Genomic DNA, 21,897 nt, shown 5'->3' on the forward strand with positions numbered 1-21,897 from the left:
TGGCTCGACACATATTGTAAGGCTGGACTTTAGTCCAGTTACCTAACTAATCTATCCAAATGAGAGCCGTAGGCTCGGTTCATTTCAAATCCTCAAAAATATATCTTTCATCAAAAGGAACTTCGAATTTATCTAAAAACTCCAAGTATTCTTCCTTGAATGTTTGTTTTTTATGATGTTCTTCTTGATTGACTATGTATTTATAAACAGAATTAATTTGAGAATGACTGTATGAAAATGCACCATAACCTTCCTGCCATTCAAACCTTGATTTAGTCAAATGATGGTCATTAATATATTTGGATGATTTTGCTTTTACAGTTTTCATTAAATCCGAGATGGAAACCGTTGGTTTTAACCCTATAAAACAATGAACGTGATCTTCAACTCCATTTACAATAATGGTTTTACAACCTGTTTCGTTTATTAAATTACCAATTACACCAAATACTAAAGATTTCCATTCATTAGTAATAACAGCTTCACGGTATTTAACAGCAAAAACAACTTGAATATAAACTTGATGATAGGTGTTTGCCATATTTATATGTACCGTTCCTATGGAACTCAATTTCTTATTATTTGATATCATCAACGGATTGAAATCCGTTGCTACAATATTTGTCGTTCCTACGGAACTTTTACATTTTACAGAGCCATCGGCTCGAAACATTTTGTAAGGCTGGACTTCAGTCCAGTTGTCAAAGCATAAAAACTAAAAAAACCAGCTTGCCACAAAAATCGCCGTAATCACGCAAATCAAATCAACCACAAGCATAGTCCCTAAAGCATATCGGGTGTTTTTTATATTGACCGAACCAAAGTAAACCGCAATCACATAAAAAGTACTTTCGGCACTGCATTGAAAAATACTGCTTAATCTTCCCGTCATAGAATCAGCACCAAAAGTATTCATCGAATCTATCAAAAACCCTCGTGATCCTGCAGAACTAAAGGGTCTAAGTAAAGCTACTGGTAAAGCATCGGTGATTTCCTTACTAACTCCCATATTAGAAAAAGCAAAAGCAATCCAGTTGCTAATAATTTCAAATAAACCACTGTTTCTGAATAAAGAAATAGCAACCAACATCCCTAAAACATAAGGAAAAATGGTGACGCCAGTTTTTACACCATTATTGGCTCCAACCACAAAAGACTCATAAACAGTCGTATTGGCTTCTGTGAATTTTTTCTCTTTAATAAATGAAAAGATTAAAGTAAAAACAATAATTCCAACCAATATCAAAGCTGAAAGATTAGAGGTGAAATAGTTTTTACCAATTAAATCCAAATGGTTTACATACATCAACAAACCTATAATGGCAGCAATTAAAACCATTAATCCAATAACCAAAGAAGCACTTTTGAAATTGATTTTTTGTTTAATACCAACAATCAAGAATGCAGCAATTGTACCAATAAAAGAAGTGATGATACAAGGCAACATCACATCGGCAGGATTAGTAGCACCAGCAGCAGCACGATAACCAATGATTGAAGTTGCGATTAAAGTAAGTCCCGAAGCGTGCAAACACATAAACATAATTTGGGCATCACTCGCCTTGTCTTTTTCGGGATTTATTTCTTGTAAACTTTCCATCGCTTTTAATCCGAAAGGAGTTGCCGCAGAATCCAATCCTAAGAAATTGGCAGCAAAATTTAAAGTCATATATGAAATAGACGGATGATTTTTAGGAATACTTGGAAACACTTTTACAAATACTGGACTCAATCCTTTGGCTAGTTTTTCTGATGCCCCAGAAATGATTAAAAGCTCCATCAGTCCACAGAAAAAAGCCAAATAAGCCATAAGTGGCAAGATCAAATCGAGTAAGGTACTTTTGCAAGTGGGTAATAAACCATCTGATTTCTGGACGCCGCTAAAAATTTTAACGGTTTTATTTTTGTAAACATAAGTAGTATCAGCGTTTAATGTATCTCTATTGATTATAAAGGTTTTATCGTCCGATTTGTTGATGCTGTCTTTTATAAAAGGCGGAATCTGATCGATATATTTTTCAGAAATTAGAATAGGGTCGTCTTTTTTTCCATTTAAAACATTGTCTATGGTGTAGCTGTTACCAGAAAACAAACTGAAAATTACAAATGCAATTGACGAAATAAAAATTACCAACCAAAATCTACTCAAGACCATAATATTTAATTTTTGTAAATGTAATAATTTAGTTTAACCCTGACAGGGTTCAAAACCCTGTCAGGGTTAAATATCGAATTAAACGTGAACAATTTCCTCCTCAATCAGCAAATCTTCCCGTCGCAAACGCAAGAAAATTTGTGCCACGGCAATAGTGTCTTTTTCACAATAAGTTACAATTCTGTCGATGTCTTTTTCTACATAAAAAACGTGACCTACTTGACTACCATCGATATCGCCTTTTGGAGATGGGATTCCAAGGACTTTACACATCAATTTTAAAGAAGTAAAATGTTTGTAATCACCAAATTTCCATAATTCCAATGTATCCAAATGGGGGATTTCCCAAGGTTTTTTGCCAAATAAATTGAGTTTATTGGGAATGGCAATATTGTTAATAATCATTCGCCGAGCAATAAACGGAATATCGAATTCCTTGGCATTATGACCACACAAAACGTGCTGCGGTTGGTTGAAGTTATTGTTCAAAAGGTTGCTAAAATCGTGCAGTATTTTCATTTCTTCACCAAAAAAAGAGGTCACCCGGAAATTTCGAATGTCACCTTTTATGGTAAAATAACCCACGGAAATACAGACAATTTTCCCAAACTCGGCCCAAATTCCGGCTCGTTCATAAAAATCTTCGGCGGTATATTCGTCCTTGCGTTGGTATTGGGTTTTGTGTTCCCAAAGTGTTTTCATTTCATCGTCCAAAGAGTTGAAATCGGCTACTTCTGGAACGGTTTCTATGTCAAGAAACAGGATGTTGTTGAGGTTGATTTTTTCTATCATAAGTTAAATATTGGAACGCAGATGATGCTGATTTAACAGACTAACGCAGATTATCTTTTCCACGAATTTACATAAATTTATTGTTTGTTGATAAAATTTGAAAGTAATTATTCACAAATTTTAAAACAAACTTTGTTGTGTAGCAGGATTTTCGTGTTCGAGCAGCCATTTTTTGCGCCACAAACCACCTGCATAACCTGTTAGCGAACCATCGGTTCCGATGACTCTGTGACAAGGAACTACAATCCATAACGGGTTTTTACCATTAGCCGACGCCACTGCGCGAATCGCTTTGACATCGCCTAATTTTTTCGACAATTCAAGATAAGACATTGTTTTTCCGAAAGGAATTTCGAGTAATCCTTTCCAAACTTTCTGTTGAAATTCGGTACCAGATGGATTTAATTTGAAGGTGAAATGAGTTCTTTTCCCCTCGAAATAATCGTTGAGTTGGGAAGCAGATTCTTGCAAAACAACTGGAATAGTTGGAGAAGAATCTGTTTCATCCGATATGGAAATTACGGAAATACCTTCTTCATCGCCTGTTATTTTTGCAATTCCTAGAGGTGTTTTGATATAAGTGGTTTCCATTTTATAAAAGTAAAAAAATAACCGCAAAGTTTTCTTCGAAGGCACAAAGTTTATGAAGATACGTTTGTTTAAATCGCAAAAACTATTGGTTTTGTTTACTGCTATTGTTTTTTTAGCCCTGATAGAAGCGGCATCCCACGCTTTTTCAGCGTGGATACAGCGGATAGCAGGAATAGCTCCTTATTATTAAATGTCTATTTTAGAGTTGAATAAACATACGCTTCTATGGCTTTCAATTCGGTATCGGACATCGCTTTTGTGATTGCAAAATTAGTCTTCATAATTTCATATTGGGTCGGATCTACAATGGGTTCACCTTCGCCTTTAAGGAAAGTTATCATATCACCGTTTTTTTCTTTATATATCTTTGCAATGTCATGCAAACTTGGCCCTATAAGTTTTACATCGGGTTTGTGACAAGCAATACAGGCGCCTTTTCCGTTAAAAATTTCCTTTCCTAAATCTTCTGGTTTTTGAATTTCGGAGGTGTTTTCAGGTTTGCCAAAAGATTCATCTGAGCTTTCTTTTTTACAAGAAACCAACGAAAGCATTCCTGCTAATAGAACTGATACTACTACTGTTTTTTCCATATTTATTTTTTTAAAAGGATAGCAGCTTCTTTGGCAAAATAGGTCGATATCAAACTCGCTCCAGCCCTTTTGATACACATTAATTGTTCCATCATAATCTTGTCGTGATCGAGCCAACCTCTTTCGGCAGCGGCTTTTATCATTGCATATTCGCCAGAAACGTGGAAAACGGTAACAGGAACATTTACTGCATTTTTTACCTCGCGAACGATATCAAGATAGGCAATTCCGGGTTTTACCATCACCATATCAGCTCCTTCTTCAACATCTGACAAGGCTTCTTTAATGGCTTCGATGCGGTTGGCATAATCCATTTGATAGGTTTTTTTGTCTTTAGGCACTTCTACTTCAGCTTCGCGTGGCGCACTATCTAAAGCATCACGAAATGGTCCGTAAAATGCCGAAGCATATTTGGCTGAATAACTCATAATTCCAACAGTGTGAAATCCTGCTGCATCCAATCCTTCGCGTAAACGCAAAACGCGACCATCCATCATATCTGAAGGTGCTACAAAATCGGCACCGGCTTGGGCATGAGAAACCGCCATTTTTACCAAAGCGGCAACAGTAGAATCATTTTCGACATCTCCATTGGCAATAATTCCGTCATGTCCATAAATAGAATAGGGATCTAACGCAACATCGGGCATCACAATCATTTCGGGGCAAGCCGCCTTGATGGCGCGAATAGCTTGCTGCATTAATCCGTTGGGATTCCAAGCTTCGACACCAGTATTGTCTTTCAAATTCTCGCCTACTTTTACGTAAATATTCACGGCTCGAATTCCTAAAGCATAAATTTCTTTGACTTCCTCAACTGTTAAATCAATTGAACGGCGGAAAATTCCTGGCATTGATGGAATGGCAACTTTTATATTTTCGCCTTCGGCAATAAACATTGGAAACATAAAATCGGTTGGACTTAATGTTGTTTCTCGAACTAAAGAACGAATGCTTTCGTTGGTTCTTAAACGGCGATTTCTTTGTAGTGGGAACATATTATTTTTAGATTTTAGATTTTAGATTTTAGATTTTTGAAATCTAAATCCAATTTCTTGGTTGTTGTAATACTTTCAATAATTTTTCTTCTTCGCTTCCTGATTCTGGATGATGGTCGTAAACCCACTGAACATGCGGCGGCAAACTCATCAAAATGCTTTCAATTCTGCCGTTAGTTTTTAAACCAAACAACGTGCCTTTATCGTGTACCAAATTAAATTCGACATAACGACCGCGACGAATTTCTTGCCAAGTTCTTTTGGCTTCCGAATATAATAAATTTTTTCTTTTTTCGACAATTGGAACATAAGCCTCCAAAAAACTGTTGCCGATTTCAGTTACAAAGTTGAACCAATTTTCCATTGACATTTGCTCATTCGCTTTGCAATAATCGAAAAATAATCCGCCAATTCCTCGCCCTTCATTGCGATGAGCGTTCCAAAAATACCCATCACATTGTTTTTTATATTTTGGATAAAAATCCAAATTATGCTTGTCACAAGCGGTTTTACAGGTTTGGTGAAAGTGTTTTGCATCTTCCTCAAACAAGTAATAAGGCGTTAAATCCTGTCCGCCACCAAACCATTGCTGGATTACGTTTCCGTTAGCATCATACATTTCGAAATAGCGCCAATTGGCGTGAACCGTTGGCACCATTGGACTCTTTGGATGCATAACCAAACTCAATCCGCAGGCAAAAAAATCAGCTTCGCCCACATTGAACAATTTCTGCATACTTTCGGGTAATTTTCCGTTAACTGCAGAAATATTGACTCCGCCTTTTTCGAAAACAGTTCCGTTTTCTATTACGCGTGTTCGTCCGCCACCGCCTTCAGCTCGTTTGGCTTCGCCCTGTTCGTCTTCGACTCGAGTCCAAACATCCTCACGGAATTTGGTTGTACCGTCAGCAGCTTCCAATCCTTTACAGATTTGGTCTTGAAGGTTTTGTATGTATTGGTAGAATTTATTTTTCATTTTGAATTTCAATCCTGCAAGGTCTTTTTCAAACCTTGTAGGTATTACTTTTTAGCTCAATTTTTTTCAAACATACCTACAAGGTTTGAAAAAGACCTTGCAGGAGAATCTCATTACTCAAATGTATGTTTTTCAGTTAAAATATCATTCTTTTGATGATGACAAAAAACGAAATTTTCTAAACCTCCAAACAATCTCAATACTTCTTCTCTTTGAATTTTAGTTTCTTTATCTGAAATAAAAGCCTGAAAGGATGAATACTTGTAATCTTCGAATTTTAAATCTAAATGATGTTTTGGATTCAAATGAACGTAGATTATTAATTGTTTCAAATAATTTTCGTCATTCAATTTTATTCTTTTGAAATGTTTTTCAAAAAGACTTCCTGTTCTATCAACATCTTTATTAAAAGCTTTTACATAGGAATTAAAAAAATTAGAAAACGCCTGTGTAACTGTTTTTTCTTCTTCATTTAATCGAATAACCAGATGAAAATGATTATCCATTAAGCAATAAGCAAATATTGAGATTTTACCCAATAGATATTTTGCAAGTTGCTTCAGAAAGAATTTTTTGTTTTCATCGTTTTCAAAGATTAAACAACTGTTTATCCCTCTGTTATAAATATGATAATAACCTTCTTTTTCTAAAACTTCTAATTTCATAGTTCAATAATTAGGTTTTATCTCCTGCGAGGTTTTTTTTAAACCTTGTAGGTATTCCTTTTAGATCGGGGTTTTCAAAAACACCTACAAGGTCAAAAAACACCTACAAGGTCAAAAAAGACCTTGCAGGAACCGTTTACTGAAAACTATGACTCTTATTTCTGCTTATACTCCTTTACCGCATCCACAAATGCTTTGGCGTGATCTACAGGAATGTTTGGTAAAATTCCGTGACCTAAATTGGCAATGTATTTATCTTTTCCGAATTCGTCAATCATTTCGTGAACCATTTTCTTGATTACAGGAATTGGTGAAAGCAATCTTGATGGGTCGAAATTTCCTTGCAACGTGATGTTTCCTCCAGACAAATAACGGGCATTTCTTGGCGTACAAGTCCAATCTACACCCAATGCCGAAGCTCTGCTTTTCCCCATTTCTCCAAGCGCAAACCAACATCCTTTTCCGAAAACAATGACTTGGGTTTCATCCGCTAAAGCTTCTATAATTTGGTTGATGTATTTCCAAGAGAATTCCTGATAATCTACTGGCGAAAGCATTCCGCCCCAAGAATCGAAAATCTGGATGGCATTGCAACCTGCTTTTACTTTTTCTTTTAAATATAAAATGGTCGTGTCTGTGATTTTTTGCAATAAAGTGTGCGCTGCTATTGGGTTTGAGAAACAAAATCCTTTGGCAGTATCAAAACTTTTTGAACCTTTTCCTTCTACTGCATAACACATAATTGTCCAAGGTGAACCTGCGAAACCAATTAATGGTACTTCATCATTCAACATTTCTTTGGTCAATTTGATGGCATCAAAAACATAGCCTAAAGTTTCATTTACATCTGGAACATAAACCTGGTTTACTTGTTCCATCGTGCGAATTGGATTGGGGATAATAGGTCCCAAATTGTCTTTCAATTCCACGTGAATTCCCATTGCTCTTGGCACAACCAAAATATCCGAAAACAAAATCGCAGCATCCGGCGCAATTCTACGAATGGGTTGCACGGTGATTTCTGCTGCCAATTCTGGCGTTTCGCAACGGGTGAAAAAATCATATTTGTCTCTCAAAGCGATGAATTCTGGTAAATATCTTCCAGCTTGACGCATCATCCAAACTGGTGGACGTTCTACAGTTTCTCCTCTTAATGCTTTCAGGAATAAGTCATTTTTGATCATCTTAAAAAATTATTTTTATATTTATATCAGCATTTTTCAATAGATAAATGCCTTTTTGAAATTCTAGATTTATGCAATTAACACCATTGTTTAAGGCCATTTGACCTACTTTTTTACCTTCTATCGAATAAATAGTTACGGTTTCTGGCTTAGTTAATCCAGCAACAAAAAGTTCATTTGTTGCCGTTTTAAAAATTGTGGTTTTTTGTTTTTGAAAGTAGTTTGAATTTAATGTTTCGTTTTGAAAAAGCCATAAATAGGCTGCTTCAAATTCTCCTCTCCAATAACTCTCTGAATGGGTACCATAACTATCGTATTTGGTAATAGTGTTTTCTGTAGCCAATAGTTTGTTTTGATACGTGTTTTTTATTTCATTATTATTCGAAACCATAGTTGAAGATTCATTTGAGCCAGCAACAAAATACATTCTCGAGGTGGAGTAATTTTGAGTATTTGTAGCGATATAATTTATTAATTGTGGCTTTGCGAACCAATAAGCTGAACTAAAATTCCCTACTTTTTGAAATACAGCTGGATATTTTGCAGCTATATAAGACGAAATAAATGCGCCCATTGAACTTCCTAAAACGGCATTAAACTGTGGTTCAGGTTTTGTTCTATAATTTAAATCAATGAATGGTTTTAAAGTTTCGGCAATAAATTGGCTGTATAAATCTCCTTGTCCGCCGCCATAAGATGGATTATTCCAAGGCGAATATTCATTTAAACGATCACCGCCTCCATTCTCAATTCCTATTACAATAGCGCCATAATTTCCTTTTAGAAATAATGAATTCAATGTTTCATCAACTTGCCATTCACCAGAAAATGAGGTTATATTATCAAAAAGATTTTGTCCGTCTTGCATATAAAGCACGGGATATCTTTTTGTTGTAGTATAATAATCTGGTGGAAGATAAAGCCATATTTTTCGATACTTATTTAATTGTGGCATATAAAAAGCTGCATTTAAAACAGATACATTGCTTGCAGCTGTGCTTATTGCTGATCCTCCCAAATCCTCCCAACTTTGAATGGTTAAGTTTATAACTTGAGGAGTTCCATTAAAAGTAAAACTTCTATTTGGTAAATAACCGCCATTCGCATTACCTTCTACAGTTGCCCAACTGCCACGAGTGAATTTAAAATCAACGGTTCCAGTTGCTTCTGGAATTACAATTTGATATTGTCCGTTTCCTAACGATTCTAATGGAGTTTCTGAAGCATTCCAATTATTAAGGCTTGACGGCATTTTTATGATGGAGTTTTGTGGTGTATTCGCAGGAACTTGAGTTATTTTTAAAGTAACTTGACCAAATGCTAGACTGCTGAAAAATAGAAATAGGTAAATTATTTTTTTCATTTTTTAAAGTTACTTAAATTCCTCTATTACATCCTCAATTACATTCTCAACCGAAGGCTGATGAGCGACTATTACATTTCTGGTTACTTTAGCTAATGCACTTGCCGTGGTTTCGCCAATGCAAAAGCAAATTTCGTTTTTTATTTTGTTGTCTTGCAAATAACTTTCCACTCCAGACGGACTGAAAAACAGAATTCCATCAACTGCCATTTTTATTTTTTGTGGCGTTAAAGTCGTTTCATATACTTGAATTTCATTGAAATTGACTTTGGCGGCTTTCAGTGCTTTTGGCAAGGTTTCTTTTCGCAAATTCCCGCTGAAAAAAGTAAAACTTTCAGTAGAATAAATCAAGGTGATAATTTCGGCCAAATCAGAAGCGTAATCAACGTAAACATCAACATTAAAACCGTTTTCTTCTAATAAAGCTTTGGTTTTTATGCCTACGCAAAACACAGTTGCAGCTTTTAATACTTCAACTTTTGGATGAAGCAACACGCTCTGAGCCGCATTTTGACTGGTAAAAATCAAATTGTCTTTGATTCCATTTAAATCAAAATCTGAGTTTTCGGTTTTGATAAAATTAGCTTCAGTAACTGAAAAACCTGCATCCCGCAAGGCTTGCTTTTGATGGCTCAAAAGTATTTTTGTGGAGAGAATGGTGATTAGGTTGTTCATTTTTATTGCAATGCGTGTTTTTGGTTTGAAATAAAATAAAATTTTATCTAAAAAGGTTTTAAAATTTTTAAGGTTAAAACAATTATTGCTACAATCAATATGAAATATAATCTCACAGCATTAAATTGTTCATATGAATCTTTCCAAAAAAATCCTTTAAGATTTTTTTTATCAATCCAAAAATAAACAACTAAAAATACTGTTAAGCCAAATAAAACATAATAATCTCCCACATTTAATTTTCTAATTCTAATTATATACTTTTAAATCCGAATGATTTTAGTATTCCTTTACTTCTTCAAACTTTCCTTAATAGTTTTCATCAATTCCGTTCCGCCATTTTCCAAAATTTCATTAGCACAATTGAAACCTAATTTTTTCCATTCTTCAACTGGAACAATTTTTTCGATTTCCAATTTTTGTTTCCCATCAATAGACAACAAAGAACCTTTGAAAGTAAAGTTATCTTCTAATTCACAATAGCTTGCCAATGCTCCGATTGGCGCAGTACAACCGCCTTCGAGTGTTTTCAGGAATTGTCTTTCGATATAAGTGCAAATCTCAGTTTCGATATCATTGAGTTGAGAAACGGCATCCAAAGTAAAATCATCCTTGCCCATCGCAACAATTACCATTGCGCCTTGTGCTGGAGCTGGAATCATCCAATCAAGATTAATGTAATCAAGATCAGGCTTGGCTCCCCTCTCTTTCGGAGAGGGGCTGGGGGTGAGGCCTATTCTTTCTAAACCTGCAGCTGCAAAAACGGCTCCGCTCCAATCGCTTTCTGTTATTTTTTGCATTCGAGTGTTCACGTTTCCACGCAAACCGACTACTTTATGATTGGGATATTTATTCAACCATTGCGCTTGACGACGCAAACTCCCAGTGGCGATGGTTCCGTTTCCTTCGAGAAAATCGAGGTTTCCTTTGTGAACCAAAATATCCAAAGTACTGGCTCTTTCGAGCACAGCTGCTTGAACAATCCCAATAGGTAAAGCCGTTGGCACGTCTTTCATTGAATGCACAGCGATATCGACTTGGCCATTTAGCATAGCGATGTCGAGTGTTTTTGTGAAAATTCCGGTGATTCCGAGTTCGTAAAGAGGTTTGTCGAGTAGGAGGTCGCCTTGCGATTTTACAGCAATAATTTCGGTTTTGTAGCCTAAATCGTTTAGTTTTTTTTGAACGGTATGGGCTTGCCAAAGCGCCAATTCGCTCTCGCGAGTTCCTATTCGTATTGTTTTTTTTGAATTCATTAAACCTTTTTTCTTTTTTTTAAACCATAGAGATAGTAAGGTTCATTAAGATTTTTACTAAGACAGGTTGATTTTGTATTTTTCTTCAATTGGAGAAGTTGTTTTCTGCGGAGTTTGCAATCCTATTTGGAAAACTTTTTCAATAAACTCGATGCTATCGTCAACCGAAGTGTTTTCGTCTTTGAGGTGACTGGCGAAATGATTGGTAATTTTTTGAATAATTCTAGAGGTGATTAGTTCCGCTTGTTCCTCGTCAAAATTAGATAATTTTTTACGTTGGAACGTTAATTCTCCGGCAACAATATCGTTCAATTTAGCTTTCAATGCGTGAATGGTTGGCGCATATTTTCTGCCATTCATCCAAGTATTCAATTCCATTTTCATATCCTCGATAATGGCTTCTGCGGCGGGAATATGTTGTTTTCTTCGTTCGAGTGTATCATCTGTCATTTGAGACAAATAGTCCATATGAATTAAAGTCACTCCTGGAATTTGTTGCACATTGGCATTCACATTTTTCGGAATGGATAAATCCAAAATCAGCAACTCTTTTTTAAGATTCAATAATGTTTTGTCTATGGTTGGGTTTTGTGCGCTAGTTGCCACAACTAAAACGTCGGCTTTTTGTAATTCGAGGTGTAAATCGGAATAATCTTTCACGATTAAATTCAGTTTTCCTGCTAGAATTTCGGCGGTACTTTTTGTTCTGTTTATTAAAGTGATTTGCTCGTTTTTAGTATGTTTCACTAAATTTTCGCAGGTGTTTTTGCCTATTTCCCCAGTTCCAAAAAGCAAAATGTTTTTATTTCCAATGCTCTCTATATTTCTGATGATGTATTGCACAGCTGCAAAAGAAACAGAAGTTGCTCCGGAACTAATTTCGGTTTCGTTTTTTATTCTTTTGCTGGTTTGAATAACGGTGTTGATTAATCGATCTAAAAAAGCATTGATTAAACCCAAAGAACGAGACTCTTCAAAACTGTTTTTTATTTGGCCAATAATTTCAAAATCTCCAAGAATTTGACTGTCTAAACCTGTTCCAACGCGAAAAATGTGATCTATTGCCTCAAGGCTTTTATACACAAAACCTACTTTTTGAAATTCTTCGACAGTTCCATTACTATTATCACAAATCAATTTAATCAATTGGAAAGGGTGATCGGCATAGCCATAAATTTCGGTACGATTGCAGGTTGATGTCACGATTAAACTCTCAATCCCTTCCTCTTTGGCTTGAAGTAAAACTCTGGTTTTTGCTTTGGCATCTAAACTAAATTTACCTCTTACTTCGGCATCTGCCTTCCTGTAACTTAATCCTACAGAGTAGAAAGTTTTGTGTTTAGCCAGGTTTAGGTTTTGCATAAGTATATATTAGTTATAGAATTTACAAAGTTAGAACTACAATTTTTATTAAAACAACGCTCAAAGTACTATTTGTGTCGCCAAATGATTTTTGTTTATAAGCATAAAAATTAATTAAAAAACACTATTTTTGTAATGAAATCAGGCTTTTATAAAATAATTGTAAATTTTATTTATTAACAAAACCCTGATAATTATTATATTAAATAAAAAAAATGTCGCAATGAGTTCACAGGATATTATAACAATTGAAGACGATTTTACCCTACTTCGTTTTCAAAATGACAGTGACGAGGTGTATTGTACCCAACGTGAAGTCAAAAGCGGATTGATACAATTTCACTTTGGTCTAAAAGGAAAAGCCAAATTTCTTTTCAATCAAGGAAGTTACGCCTTAGACTTAAAAGAAGAGAAGTCATTATTGCTATACAACCCTCAAAAAGAACTTCCTTTGAACCTAGAAATAGCTCCCAATTCTTGGGTAATTTCGGTGATTATTTCTATTAAAAAATTTCATAATTTGTTTTCTTCCGAAGCCAATTATATCACTTTTTTGAGTGAGGACAATAAAGACAAAAAATATTATAAAGAAGGAGACATCAGTCCTTCGATGGCAATTGTTCTTACCCAATTGTTTCATTACAACTTGCATCCATCCATAAAAAACTTGTATTACAAAGGAAAAGGATACGAATTGTTGAGTTTGTATTTCAACCGAACCGAAGATCCAAACGCAGAGCAATGTCCGTTTTTGATTGACGAAGAAAACGTCTTAAAAATAAAAAAAGCTAAAGAAGTTATTCTTGCTAATATGATCGAACCACCAAGTTTGCAGGAATTAGCAGACGAAGTGGGACTGACTTTGAAAAAACTGAAAATGGGCTTCAAGCAAATTTATGGCGACACTGTTTATGGTTTTCTTTTTGATTACAAAATGGATTCCGCTCGGAAATTATTAGACAGCGGTTCTTATAATGTCAACGAAGTGGGATTGAAAATTGGCTACAGCACAGGAAGTCATTTTATTGCGGCTTTCAAGAAAAAATTCGGAACTACACCAAAGAAATATTTGATGGCTATTAATCCGAATATGTAATGAGATATATTACTAAATTAATCTACTTACTATATTCAACAATCAATAAAAAATAGTTAATCACAATTTACAAAAAGTAAGTTTGTTTACTTTTATCAAATAATTAAATCCACAATATGAAAGGAGTACTATTAGTCAACCTCGGTTCACCAGAAAGTCCAACTGCAAAAGACGTAAAACCGTATTTAGACGAATTTTTAATGGATAAATACGTGATTGATGTCCCGTTTTTGTTGCGAGCATTGCTAGTTCGTGGTATTATTCTTCAAACTAGACCTAAAAAATCGGCTGAGGCTTATAGCCGAGTTTGGACTCCCGAAGGTTCGCCATTGATTGTCCTTTCGAAAAAAATGCATCAAAAAGTGGCTGCGAAATCAGCAATACCTGTTGCATTGGCGATGCGATATGGGACTATAACTATTCTAAAAGGTTTGCAAGAATTGCACGATAAGGGCGTAAATGAAGTAATGCTTTTTCCTTTGTATCCGCAGCACGCTATGGCATCAACCACAACAATTTTAGTTTTGGCTGAAGAACTGCGCCAAAAACATTTTCCGGATATGAAATTTACCATTGTCCCTGCATTTTACAATAAACCGGATTATATTAAAGTTTTGGCCGAAAGCATTCAAAAACACTTGGAAGGATTTGATTATGACCATTTGTTATTTTCGTATCACGGCGTTCCAAAACGACATATTCGCAAGACCGATATTACCCAATCGCATTGCAAAATAGATCGTACTTGTTGCAGCACACCATCGCCAGCACATGAGTTTTGCTACAGCCATCAATGTTATGAAACCACAAAACTAGTGACAGAATATTTGAATATTCCTAAAAATAAATACAGCCAAACCTTTCAATCTCGATTGGCAGGTGACAAATGGTTGACTCCTTATACTGATGTTGAAATCAACAAAATGCCTGAGAAAGGTATCAAGAAATTAGCAGTAGTAACGCCGGCTTTTGTGTCAGATTGTTTAGAAACCCTAGAAGAAATTGCCATGGAAGCTAAAGAACAGTTTTTACATCATGGTGGAACAGAATTTCTGGCAATTCCGTGCTTAAATGATGAGGAAGAATGGTGTAATGTGGTAGCGAGTTGGATTGAGAATTTTCAAAGAAAGAACTAAAAGTGAATAGATAGAAAATAGACTTTAAATGGAACTTTACAACTACCTAAAATCTCTTCATCTCATCTTTGTCATCACTTGGTTTGCAGGACTTTTTTATATTGTTCGCTTGTTTGTGTACCAAATTGAAGCCAACGACAAACCTTCGCCCGAAAAAGAAATCTTGCAAAAACAATACAAAATAATGACCTATCGCTTGTGGTACATTATCACTTGGCCGTCAGCCGTTTTGGCTAGTTTTTTTGCGTTTTGGATGTTGTTTTTTACCGATTTAGGGAAAGTTTGGTTGCAAATGCCTTGGATGCACGTGAAACTTAGCTTTGTTTTTGCGCTGTATTTGTACCATTATAAATGCCACAGAATATACCAAGAATTGCAAAATGACCAAGTAAAATACACCACAAATTATATGCGTTTGTGGAACGAAGGCGCTACCATTATTCTGTTTGCCGTTGTGTTTTTGGTCATTCTGAAAAACGCCGTAAACTGGATTTATGGTGTTGTCGGAATTGTATTGTTTTCGGTTTTGATAATGTTAGGCTTTAAATTTTACAAACGAATTCGAGAGCGAAATAGTGGTCAGTAATCAGTTTTTTAGTGTTCTGATATAGGACTAAAAATGGAACGCAAGTTGCTAACCGAACACTAATTGCCGAACACTGATGACTGAATAATGAACACTATGTTAAAAAACTTCAAAATATCAATGCTTTCGTTGCGAATCAGGATTTTCCTTTCGATGATTGTATTGATTGTTGTAGCATCAATTGTTTTAGCATCTATTTCGATTATTCAATTCAAGAATGAAGCCAAACAATACCATCAGGAACGATTAGAACACAAAGAAGACGCCATAAAAGAGAATATCAATTATGTACTTAGCAACACTACTTATCCGCTTACGCCCGATAATTTAGCACTCATATTCAAAGATAAAATTCACGAATTATCGGATATTCACAATCTTGAAATTAACATTTACAGTTTAGATGGGCATTTGTTAAAATCTTCTAAATCGAGATTTTCTATCGATGCTGCTGCTCCGCCAGTTCCGAAATACATTCTAAAACTGGTTCAATCTTCTATCGAAAAACGCTATGTCGATATCAAAAACAGCGACGGAAAAAAGAATCGTTCTTCTTATAGTCTTATTAAAGATGATAAATTCAAACCTCTTGGAATCCTGAATTTGCCTTATGTAGAAGACGATAGTTATTATCAAACCGAATTGCAAAATTTCTTGATGGGATTAGCACAGGTTTATTCGTTTATGCTTTTGGTGGCTTTTGGAGTGGCTTATTTTCTGTCTTCCTACATTACAAAATCGTTAAAAACCATCTCGGATAAATTGAGCGAAACTACGTTGAACCAAAAAAACGAAAAAATTGTTCTTGAAGCGAGTAGCAAAGAAATCAACCTTTTGATTAATGCCTACAACGCAATGGTTGATGAACTCGAAGAAAGTGCCTTGAAATTAGCCCAAAGCGAGCGAGAAGAAGCTTGGCAAGAAATGGCCAAACAAGTGGCGCACGAAATCAAAAATCCGCTGACGCCAATGCGATTGACAGTGCAGAGTTTCCAGCGAAAATTTGATGCGAACGACCCTAATCTCAAACAAAAAATCAACGATTATTCCGAAACCTTGATTCAGCAAATTGATACAATGAGTTCCGTAGCTTCGGCATTTTCCAACTTTGCATCGATGCCAGCGCAACAAAATGAAACCTTGAATGTGGTAGAAGTTGTCGAATTGACAATGGATATTTTTAATGAGGACTACGTCCATTTTAAAGCCGAAGAAGGAGAAATTATTTCGAAAATCGACAGAGCGCAACTCATTCGAATTATTACCAATTTAGTCAAAAACGCCATTCAAGCCTTTCCAGAAAATCAAGAAAATAAAGCTGTTTGTGTAAACATCAAAAAGGTCTCGGGCAATGTCATTATTGCAGTTGCCGATAACGGAATTGGCATTAAATCCGAAGATTTCAGTCGGATTTTTGAACCTAAATTCACAACAAAATCTAGCGGAATGGGTTTAGGTCTTGGGATTATCAAAAATATTATCGAAAATTATAAAGGAACCATTACACTTGAATCACAAATAGGAAAAGGAACAACATTTACTGTTTCGCTTCCAATAATCAATACATAAAAAACTGAATTATGGCACGGGAAAACATCATCTTAGAACACGAAAAAGGCATTGTTACACTTTATATCAATCGTCCCGAAAAATTAAATGCATTAAACAAAGCCACGATTCAAGAGCTTCATGAAACCTTAGCAATAATTGATAATAATCCCGATGTTCGTGTGATTATTATTACTGGAAGCGGAGAAAAAGCTTTTGTGGCTGGAGCCGATATTGCCGAATTTGCTCATTTCTCTGCCGAAGAAGGAGCATTATTAGCTGCAAATGGACAACAAATTTTATTCGATTTTATTGAAAAAATGAAAACCCCTGTAATTGCTGCCATCAATGGATTTGCTCTTGGCGGTGGATTGGAATTGGCGATGGCATGTCATTTTAGAATCGCTTCCGAAAATGCCAAAATGGGATTACCAGAAACTTCGCTTGGTGTGATTCCGGGTTATGGCGGAACGCAACGTTTGGCTCAATTGGTTGGCAAAGGCCGAGCGATGGAAATGATTCTAACCGCAGGAATGATTGATGCTGATACTGCAAAAATGTACGGATTAGTGAATCACGTTGTGCCACAAGAAGATTTATTTTCGGCTTATATGACCATTGCCACAAGAATTATGAAAAATTCTCCAGTTGCTATTTCTAAAGCTATCGAAGCGGTAAATGCCAACTTTATTTCGGGCGTAAATGGATTTGATGTCGAAATCAAAAATTTTGGTGACTGTTTTGCTACCGAAGATTTTAAAGAAGGAACAACGGCTTTTTTAGAGAAAAGAAAAGCTAATTTTAAGTAATCAGTGGTCAGTTCTGATAGCTATCGGAATTAGTGATTAGCGCCTTGTTGAATTAGATTTATAGTGTAAAATATCAAATTATTATACTTTTTTGATATTGTAATATCAAATTATTATACTTTTTTGATATTGTAATATCAAATTATTATATATTTGCATTGTAATTGGATGCAAAAATGATAAACAGAACCGCACAAACCGAAATTGACAGCTATCTTTTTAAAGGAAAAGCCATCTTGGTATTTGGTGCAAGGCAAGTAGGCAAAACCTCCTTGATAAAAAACACCATCAAAGACCAATCCTATTTGTGGCTCAATGGCGATGAACCCGACACCCAACTCTTATTAGAAAACATCACTGCCGATAGGCTAAAAGCTTTAATTGGAGATAACAAAATATTGGTTATAGACGAGGTGCAAATGATTCATAATATTGGGTTATTAATTAAACGGATGGTCGATAATTATCCCGAGATTCAGGTAATTGCTTCGGGAAGTAGCGCCTTTGAATTGGCTGACAAAACCAAAGAATCTATGGTTGGGAGAAAACAGGAATTGCAACTTTTTCCTCTAAGTTATGGCGAAATGGTCAAACACACTAATTTTGTCGAAGAAACCCGTCTAGTTCCACATCGTTTGATTTTTGGCTATTATCCAGAAGTGGTTACCAATGTTGGTAAAGAAGAAAAAATCCTGAATGATTTGGTCGAAGGTTTTCTATATAAAGACATTCTGAACTTGGAAGGCATAAAAAAATCAACCACATTACAACGGTTGGTTCAAATGCTGGCGTATCGAATAGGTGGCGAAATTAGTTACAATTCCCTCGCCAACGACTTAGGAATAAACCGATTGACAGTTGAAAAATACATTGGTATTCTGGAGAAAAACTTTATCGTTTTTAGTTTGAATGCTTTCAGTAAAAACCATGATAACGAACTCAAAAAAGGCAGAAAAGTATATTTTTGGGACAATGGTTTACGAAATCGAATTATCAAGAATTTTAATCCAATAGAACTTCGGGACGATGTTGGTGCTTTATGGGAAAACTTTATTATCAGCGAACGCAAAAAGAAATTATCATATGAAAATCAATTCAAAGACACTTATTTTTGGAGAAATACACAACAAGCCGAAATTGATTATTTGGAAGTGAAAAACAACGAAATCGAAGCTTTTGAAATCAAATACAATCCGAATCAAAAAGTGCTTTTTACAAAATCTTTCACAGAAAAGTACCATCCAAAAACAACTCAAGTCATTCACAAGGAAAATTTTTGGAATTATTTGATTTAAAATAAAAACCTCATAGGTTTGTATAATTAACCAATTGTTTGCAATTTAAAAAAATTAAACCATTTACTTCGAACCAATATTTGCCTAATTTCGAAAAAAAAGTTATGATTCTAAAAAAGATATTTTTACTATTTATTTTTATAATTTGCTTTAAAACTGAAGCTCAAAAAAGTGACCTTGCAACAAGAAAAAACTTTAATTTCATAGGATTAGGATATTCCGTGGGGAAAACGCTTCCGTCAATTAGCATTTTTCCAGACACAAAAAATCAAAAAAGTTTTGATTTAACTATTGGCAATACAACATATGAAAACCAAACTTGGGCAAAACTATTGAATTATCCTAAAAGTGGTTTCTTACTCTCGTACGCTGATTTTGGAAACCCAAAACAGGTAGGTTATGGAATATCTGTAATTCCATTTTTAGAATTTGGGGTTATGAATAGTTTTACCAAAAGAGTACGTTTTCAATTGGGTCTTGGAGGTTCGTATAACAATGTGATTTACGACAAAGTTACAAATCGTGGTAATTTTGGTATTTCAACCCATTTTAATTGGGCTTTTCGTTCCTTTATTTACTACGATATTATTCAGAAAAAAGATTTTTCTATCAAACTTGGCGCTGGCCTCACTCATTTTTCGAATGGTCATACCCGACTGCCCAATCACGGTTTAAATTCTATTTTGTCAACTATAAAAACAGAATTCAATTTTGTTAAAAACAAAAACATAGTACCACTATACACAAGTGAAATAAGCAAATTTGAAACCGATAACTATTTTTCGACTCGATTTGGTTTTGGACAAAAAGTATTGGCTCGAGATTATAACAATATTAAAAATGTGTACACTGCTTCATTTGCAGTAGGTAAAGTAAAAAATAAAACTTATAAATATGGAGTTGGATTCTATTTTCGTTTTTATGAAGACTATTATGATTACATCAAACAAAACGGGGCGATTATTAACAAAGAATTTTCTGAGTTGAAAAATAAACCGTTTCAAAATTCTACTGCTGTTGGAGTGTTTTCAAACTTTGAACTATTAATGAATCATTTCAGTGTCGAAACAGAATTGGGCCTAAATATATACAAACCGGGTTACAAATTTGACTGGTATTTAAATAATGGCAGTTTGAAAAATGGTGTTTATGTTGTTAAAAACCAAAATTTTAACGCTAAATTAAAACAAATAATATCTTCACGTTTGGGTTTCAGGTATTACGCATTTGATACCAAAAAAGCTCCTATTCACAATTTTTTTGTCGCCGCTAACATTAATGCGAACTTAGGGCAAGCTGACTTCTCCGAGCTTAGTTTTGGTTATGTTTATAGTTACAAATCAATAAAAAATAAGTGATTTTGACTATCTACAAACTGACCGTTCGATTTATAAAAATTAACTTAAAGAAACATATCAATAAAAAAACGTCCAATATGCCACAGTTGATTATCTAAAAATAAAAACACACTGAAATTGAATAATTATAAACCGTTCAAGTTATTTACAAATGAAGTTTTTGGGATTATTTGCGGTCGCCCCAAAAACCTATAATGCTTTTAAAACCTCATAGATTTGTTTTGAAAATCAATAATTTAAAATTTAAAAAATAACTGTTATGTCCTTCCAACCTGTATTTGCCCAATTCTGGGAAAAAGTAAAAGAAAGCATCGAAAATAGAACCTACGCCAAATTAACTTTGGCAAAAACCATTGGCAACACCGAATTGAAAAACATTTACGTTCGTCCTGTTTTATTAGAAAACGATGTGTTTAGCCTTTCAATTACGGCACGATATAAAACCGAAGAAATAGAAAGTTTTCATTCCTTGGAAGAAGCTTTTTTTGTGTTATCACCGTATATGAACAATCCGTTTTTGACTGCATTATTATTCACCACAGAAAACGATATCACTTTTAAACTCAACAAAAAACGTGTAGGAAGTATTATCGAACAAACACCGACTTTTAAGAAAGCTTCGGATGTGATTTTGGAAATGAAGGAAAAAGGTCTTTGAGAAAAGTGATCAGTGCTCAGTCCCGAAGCTTAGGGATTAGCGGTCAGTGGTTGGAATATAAAGAGTGGTTAGTCTGAAAAGTCAAAAACGGAATACTGAACACTAAAAAACTGAACACTATCTTTCCCCGTCCCACTCAGCATAAAACTGAGAAAGGAAACCTTCCATATAACGATGCCGTTCTTTGGCAATTTGTTTTCCTGTTTCGGTATTCATTTTGTCTTTTAAGAGCAATAATTTTTCGTAAAAATGATTCAAGGTTGGTGCTTGGCTGTTTTTATATTCTTCCTTGCTCATATTCAGCTTTGGAGCAATATTCGGATTGTATAAAGGTCTGTTTTTAAATCCTCCATAATTAAATGTTCTAGCAATTCCAATGGCGCCAATAGCGTCTAAACGGTCTGCGTCTTGAACGATATCTAATTCGATAGACGAGAAGGTCTTTTCTGTGTTTCCGCCCTTAAATGAGATGTTTTCTATAATATTTATAACGTGTTGAATTGTTGTTTGGTCAACATATTCTCTTTCTAGAAATTCTCGGGCAATTATTGGACCGATAGTTTCATCTCCATTATGAAATTTACTATCGGCAATATCATGAAGTAAAGCTCCTAATTTTACCACTGTATCATCACAAACTTCACCATCGGCAATTAGCAGGGCGTTTTTATACACCCTTTCAATGTGAAACCAATCATGTCCTCCTTCGGCATTCTCTAGCTTTTCCTTAACAAAAAGAATGGTTTTTTTTATTAAATCTACATTATTCATATTTGAAGGGTTATATAAAAAAAGCTGATTTTT

General features: G+C 34.9%; 22 protein-coding genes. 8 read left to right on the plus strand and 14 right to left on the minus strand.

Annotation, left to right across the window (positions count from 1 at the left end; all coding sequences use genetic code 11):
• Window positions 1-79 precede the first annotated feature (79 nt).
• From tnpA to hemA, 13 genes are all read right to left on the minus strand, one after another.
• Window positions 80-673, minus strand: coding sequence for an IS200/IS605 family transposase (tnpA, locus tag RMO83_RS04755; protein WP_310558534.1), 594 nt, complete (start codon window positions 671-673; stop codon window positions 80-82).
• A 42-nt stretch (window positions 674-715) separates the two neighbouring features.
• Window positions 716-2,155, minus strand: coding sequence for a nucleoside recognition domain-containing protein (locus RMO83_RS04760; protein ID WP_310558535.1), 1,440 nt, complete (start codon window positions 2,153-2,155; stop codon window positions 716-718).
• 78 nt (window positions 2,156-2,233) lie between these two features.
• On the minus strand, window positions 2,234-2,947 hold the full coding sequence (locus tag RMO83_RS04765; RefSeq protein ID WP_310558536.1) for a 3'-5' exonuclease: 714 nt from the start codon (window positions 2,945-2,947) through the stop codon (window positions 2,234-2,236).
• A gap of 120 nt (window positions 2,948-3,067) precedes the next feature.
• Window positions 3,068-3,538, minus strand: coding sequence for a methylated-DNA--[protein]-cysteine S-methyltransferase (locus tag RMO83_RS04770; protein WP_310558537.1), 471 nt, complete (start codon window positions 3,536-3,538; stop codon window positions 3,068-3,070).
• 194 nt (window positions 3,539-3,732) lie between these two features.
• Complete coding sequence (locus RMO83_RS04775) at window positions 3,733-4,128, minus strand: c-type cytochrome (protein WP_310558538.1); 396 nt, start codon at window positions 4,126-4,128, stop codon at window positions 3,733-3,735.
• A 2-nt stretch (window positions 4,129-4,130) separates the two neighbouring features.
• Entirely contained in the window at window positions 4,131-5,126 is a 996-nt protein-coding gene (hemB, locus tag RMO83_RS04780) for a porphobilinogen synthase (RefSeq protein ID WP_310558539.1), read from the minus strand.
• A gap of 43 nt (window positions 5,127-5,169) precedes the next feature.
• Window positions 5,170-6,102 carry an oxygen-dependent coproporphyrinogen oxidase gene (gene hemF, locus RMO83_RS04785; protein WP_310558540.1) on the minus strand — a complete coding sequence of 311 codons (933 nt, stop codon included), beginning with the start codon at window positions 6,100-6,102 and terminating at the stop codon, window positions 5,170-5,172.
• A 113-nt stretch (window positions 6,103-6,215) separates the two neighbouring features.
• The gene (locus RMO83_RS04790; RefSeq protein ID WP_310558541.1) at window positions 6,216-6,767 is read right to left on the minus strand and encodes a hypothetical protein; all 552 of its coding nucleotides are present in this window, start codon (window positions 6,765-6,767) and stop codon (window positions 6,216-6,218) included.
• Window positions 6,768-6,922: 155 nt separating this feature from the next.
• Window positions 6,923-7,951, minus strand: a complete 1,029-nt coding sequence (hemE, locus tag RMO83_RS04795) for a uroporphyrinogen decarboxylase (RefSeq protein WP_310558542.1) — start codon at window positions 7,949-7,951, stop codon at window positions 6,923-6,925.
• A gap of 1 nt (window position 7,952) precedes the next feature.
• Entirely contained in the window at window positions 7,953-9,314 is a 1,362-nt protein-coding gene (locus tag RMO83_RS04800) for an alpha/beta hydrolase-fold protein (RefSeq protein WP_310558543.1), read from the minus strand.
• A gap of 9 nt (window positions 9,315-9,323) precedes the next feature.
• Entirely contained in the window at window positions 9,324-9,989 is a 666-nt protein-coding gene (locus tag RMO83_RS04805; protein ID WP_310558544.1) for a uroporphyrinogen-III synthase, read from the minus strand.
• A gap of 290 nt (window positions 9,990-10,279) precedes the next feature.
• A complete protein-coding gene (gene hemC, locus RMO83_RS04810; protein ID WP_310558545.1) occupies window positions 10,280-11,245 on the minus strand; it encodes a hydroxymethylbilane synthase in 966 nt (321 codons plus the stop codon).
• 57 nt (window positions 11,246-11,302) lie between these two features.
• On the minus strand, window positions 11,303-12,607 hold the full coding sequence (gene hemA / locus RMO83_RS04815) for a glutamyl-tRNA reductase (RefSeq protein ID WP_310558546.1): 1,305 nt from the start codon (window positions 12,605-12,607) through the stop codon (window positions 11,303-11,305).
• 223 nt (window positions 12,608-12,830) lie between these two features.
• Here hemA and RMO83_RS04820 point away from each other — a divergent pair, with 223 nt between their 5' ends.
• The 8 genes from RMO83_RS04820 to RMO83_RS04855 all read left to right on the plus strand — a co-directional run bounded on the left by RMO83_RS04820 (window position 12,831) and on the right by RMO83_RS04855 (window position 21,093).
• A complete protein-coding gene (locus RMO83_RS04820; protein WP_310558547.1) occupies window positions 12,831-13,703 on the plus strand; it encodes an AraC family transcriptional regulator in 873 nt (290 codons plus the stop codon).
• 116 nt (window positions 13,704-13,819) lie between these two features.
• Window positions 13,820-14,839, plus strand: a complete 1,020-nt coding sequence (hemH, locus tag RMO83_RS04825) for a ferrochelatase (RefSeq protein WP_310558548.1) — start codon at window positions 13,820-13,822, stop codon at window positions 14,837-14,839.
• A 28-nt stretch (window positions 14,840-14,867) separates the two neighbouring features.
• Window positions 14,868-15,425 carry a CopD family protein gene (locus RMO83_RS04830; RefSeq protein WP_310558549.1) on the plus strand — a complete coding sequence of 186 codons (558 nt, stop codon included), beginning with the start codon at window positions 14,868-14,870 and terminating at the stop codon, window positions 15,423-15,425.
• A 96-nt stretch (window positions 15,426-15,521) separates the two neighbouring features.
• Window positions 15,522-16,994, plus strand: a complete 1,473-nt coding sequence (locus tag RMO83_RS04835; RefSeq protein ID WP_310558580.1) for a HAMP domain-containing sensor histidine kinase — start codon at window positions 15,522-15,524, stop codon at window positions 16,992-16,994.
• Between the two features lie 11 nt (window positions 16,995-17,005).
• The gene (locus RMO83_RS04840; RefSeq protein ID WP_310558550.1) at window positions 17,006-17,782 is read left to right on the plus strand and encodes an enoyl-CoA hydratase-related protein; all 777 of its coding nucleotides are present in this window, start codon (window positions 17,006-17,008) and stop codon (window positions 17,780-17,782) included.
• A gap of 176 nt (window positions 17,783-17,958) precedes the next feature.
• A complete protein-coding gene (locus RMO83_RS04845; RefSeq protein ID WP_310558551.1) occupies window positions 17,959-19,077 on the plus strand; it encodes an ATP-binding protein in 1,119 nt (372 codons plus the stop codon).
• Window positions 19,078-19,181: 104 nt separating this feature from the next.
• On the plus strand, window positions 19,182-20,435 hold the full coding sequence (locus RMO83_RS04850; protein ID WP_310558552.1) for an acyloxyacyl hydrolase: 1,254 nt from the start codon (window positions 19,182-19,184) through the stop codon (window positions 20,433-20,435).
• 259 nt (window positions 20,436-20,694) lie between these two features.
• Window positions 20,695-21,093: a hypothetical protein gene (locus RMO83_RS04855; RefSeq protein ID WP_310558553.1), complete on the plus strand. Its 399-nt coding sequence runs from the start codon at window positions 20,695-20,697 to the stop codon at window positions 21,091-21,093.
• Between the two features lie 117 nt (window positions 21,094-21,210).
• Here RMO83_RS04855 and RMO83_RS04860 read toward each other — a convergent pair whose 3' ends face one another.
• Window positions 21,211-21,864 (minus strand): HD domain-containing protein, encoded by a 654-nt coding sequence (locus RMO83_RS04860; RefSeq protein ID WP_310558554.1) that lies wholly within the window; start codon window positions 21,862-21,864, stop codon window positions 21,211-21,213.
• Window positions 21,865-21,897 lie beyond the last annotated feature (33 nt).

It is taken from the genome of Flavobacterium sp. (assembly GCF_031423415.1).
Taxonomy (GTDB): Bacteria; Bacteroidota; Bacteroidia; order Flavobacteriales; family Flavobacteriaceae; genus Flavobacterium.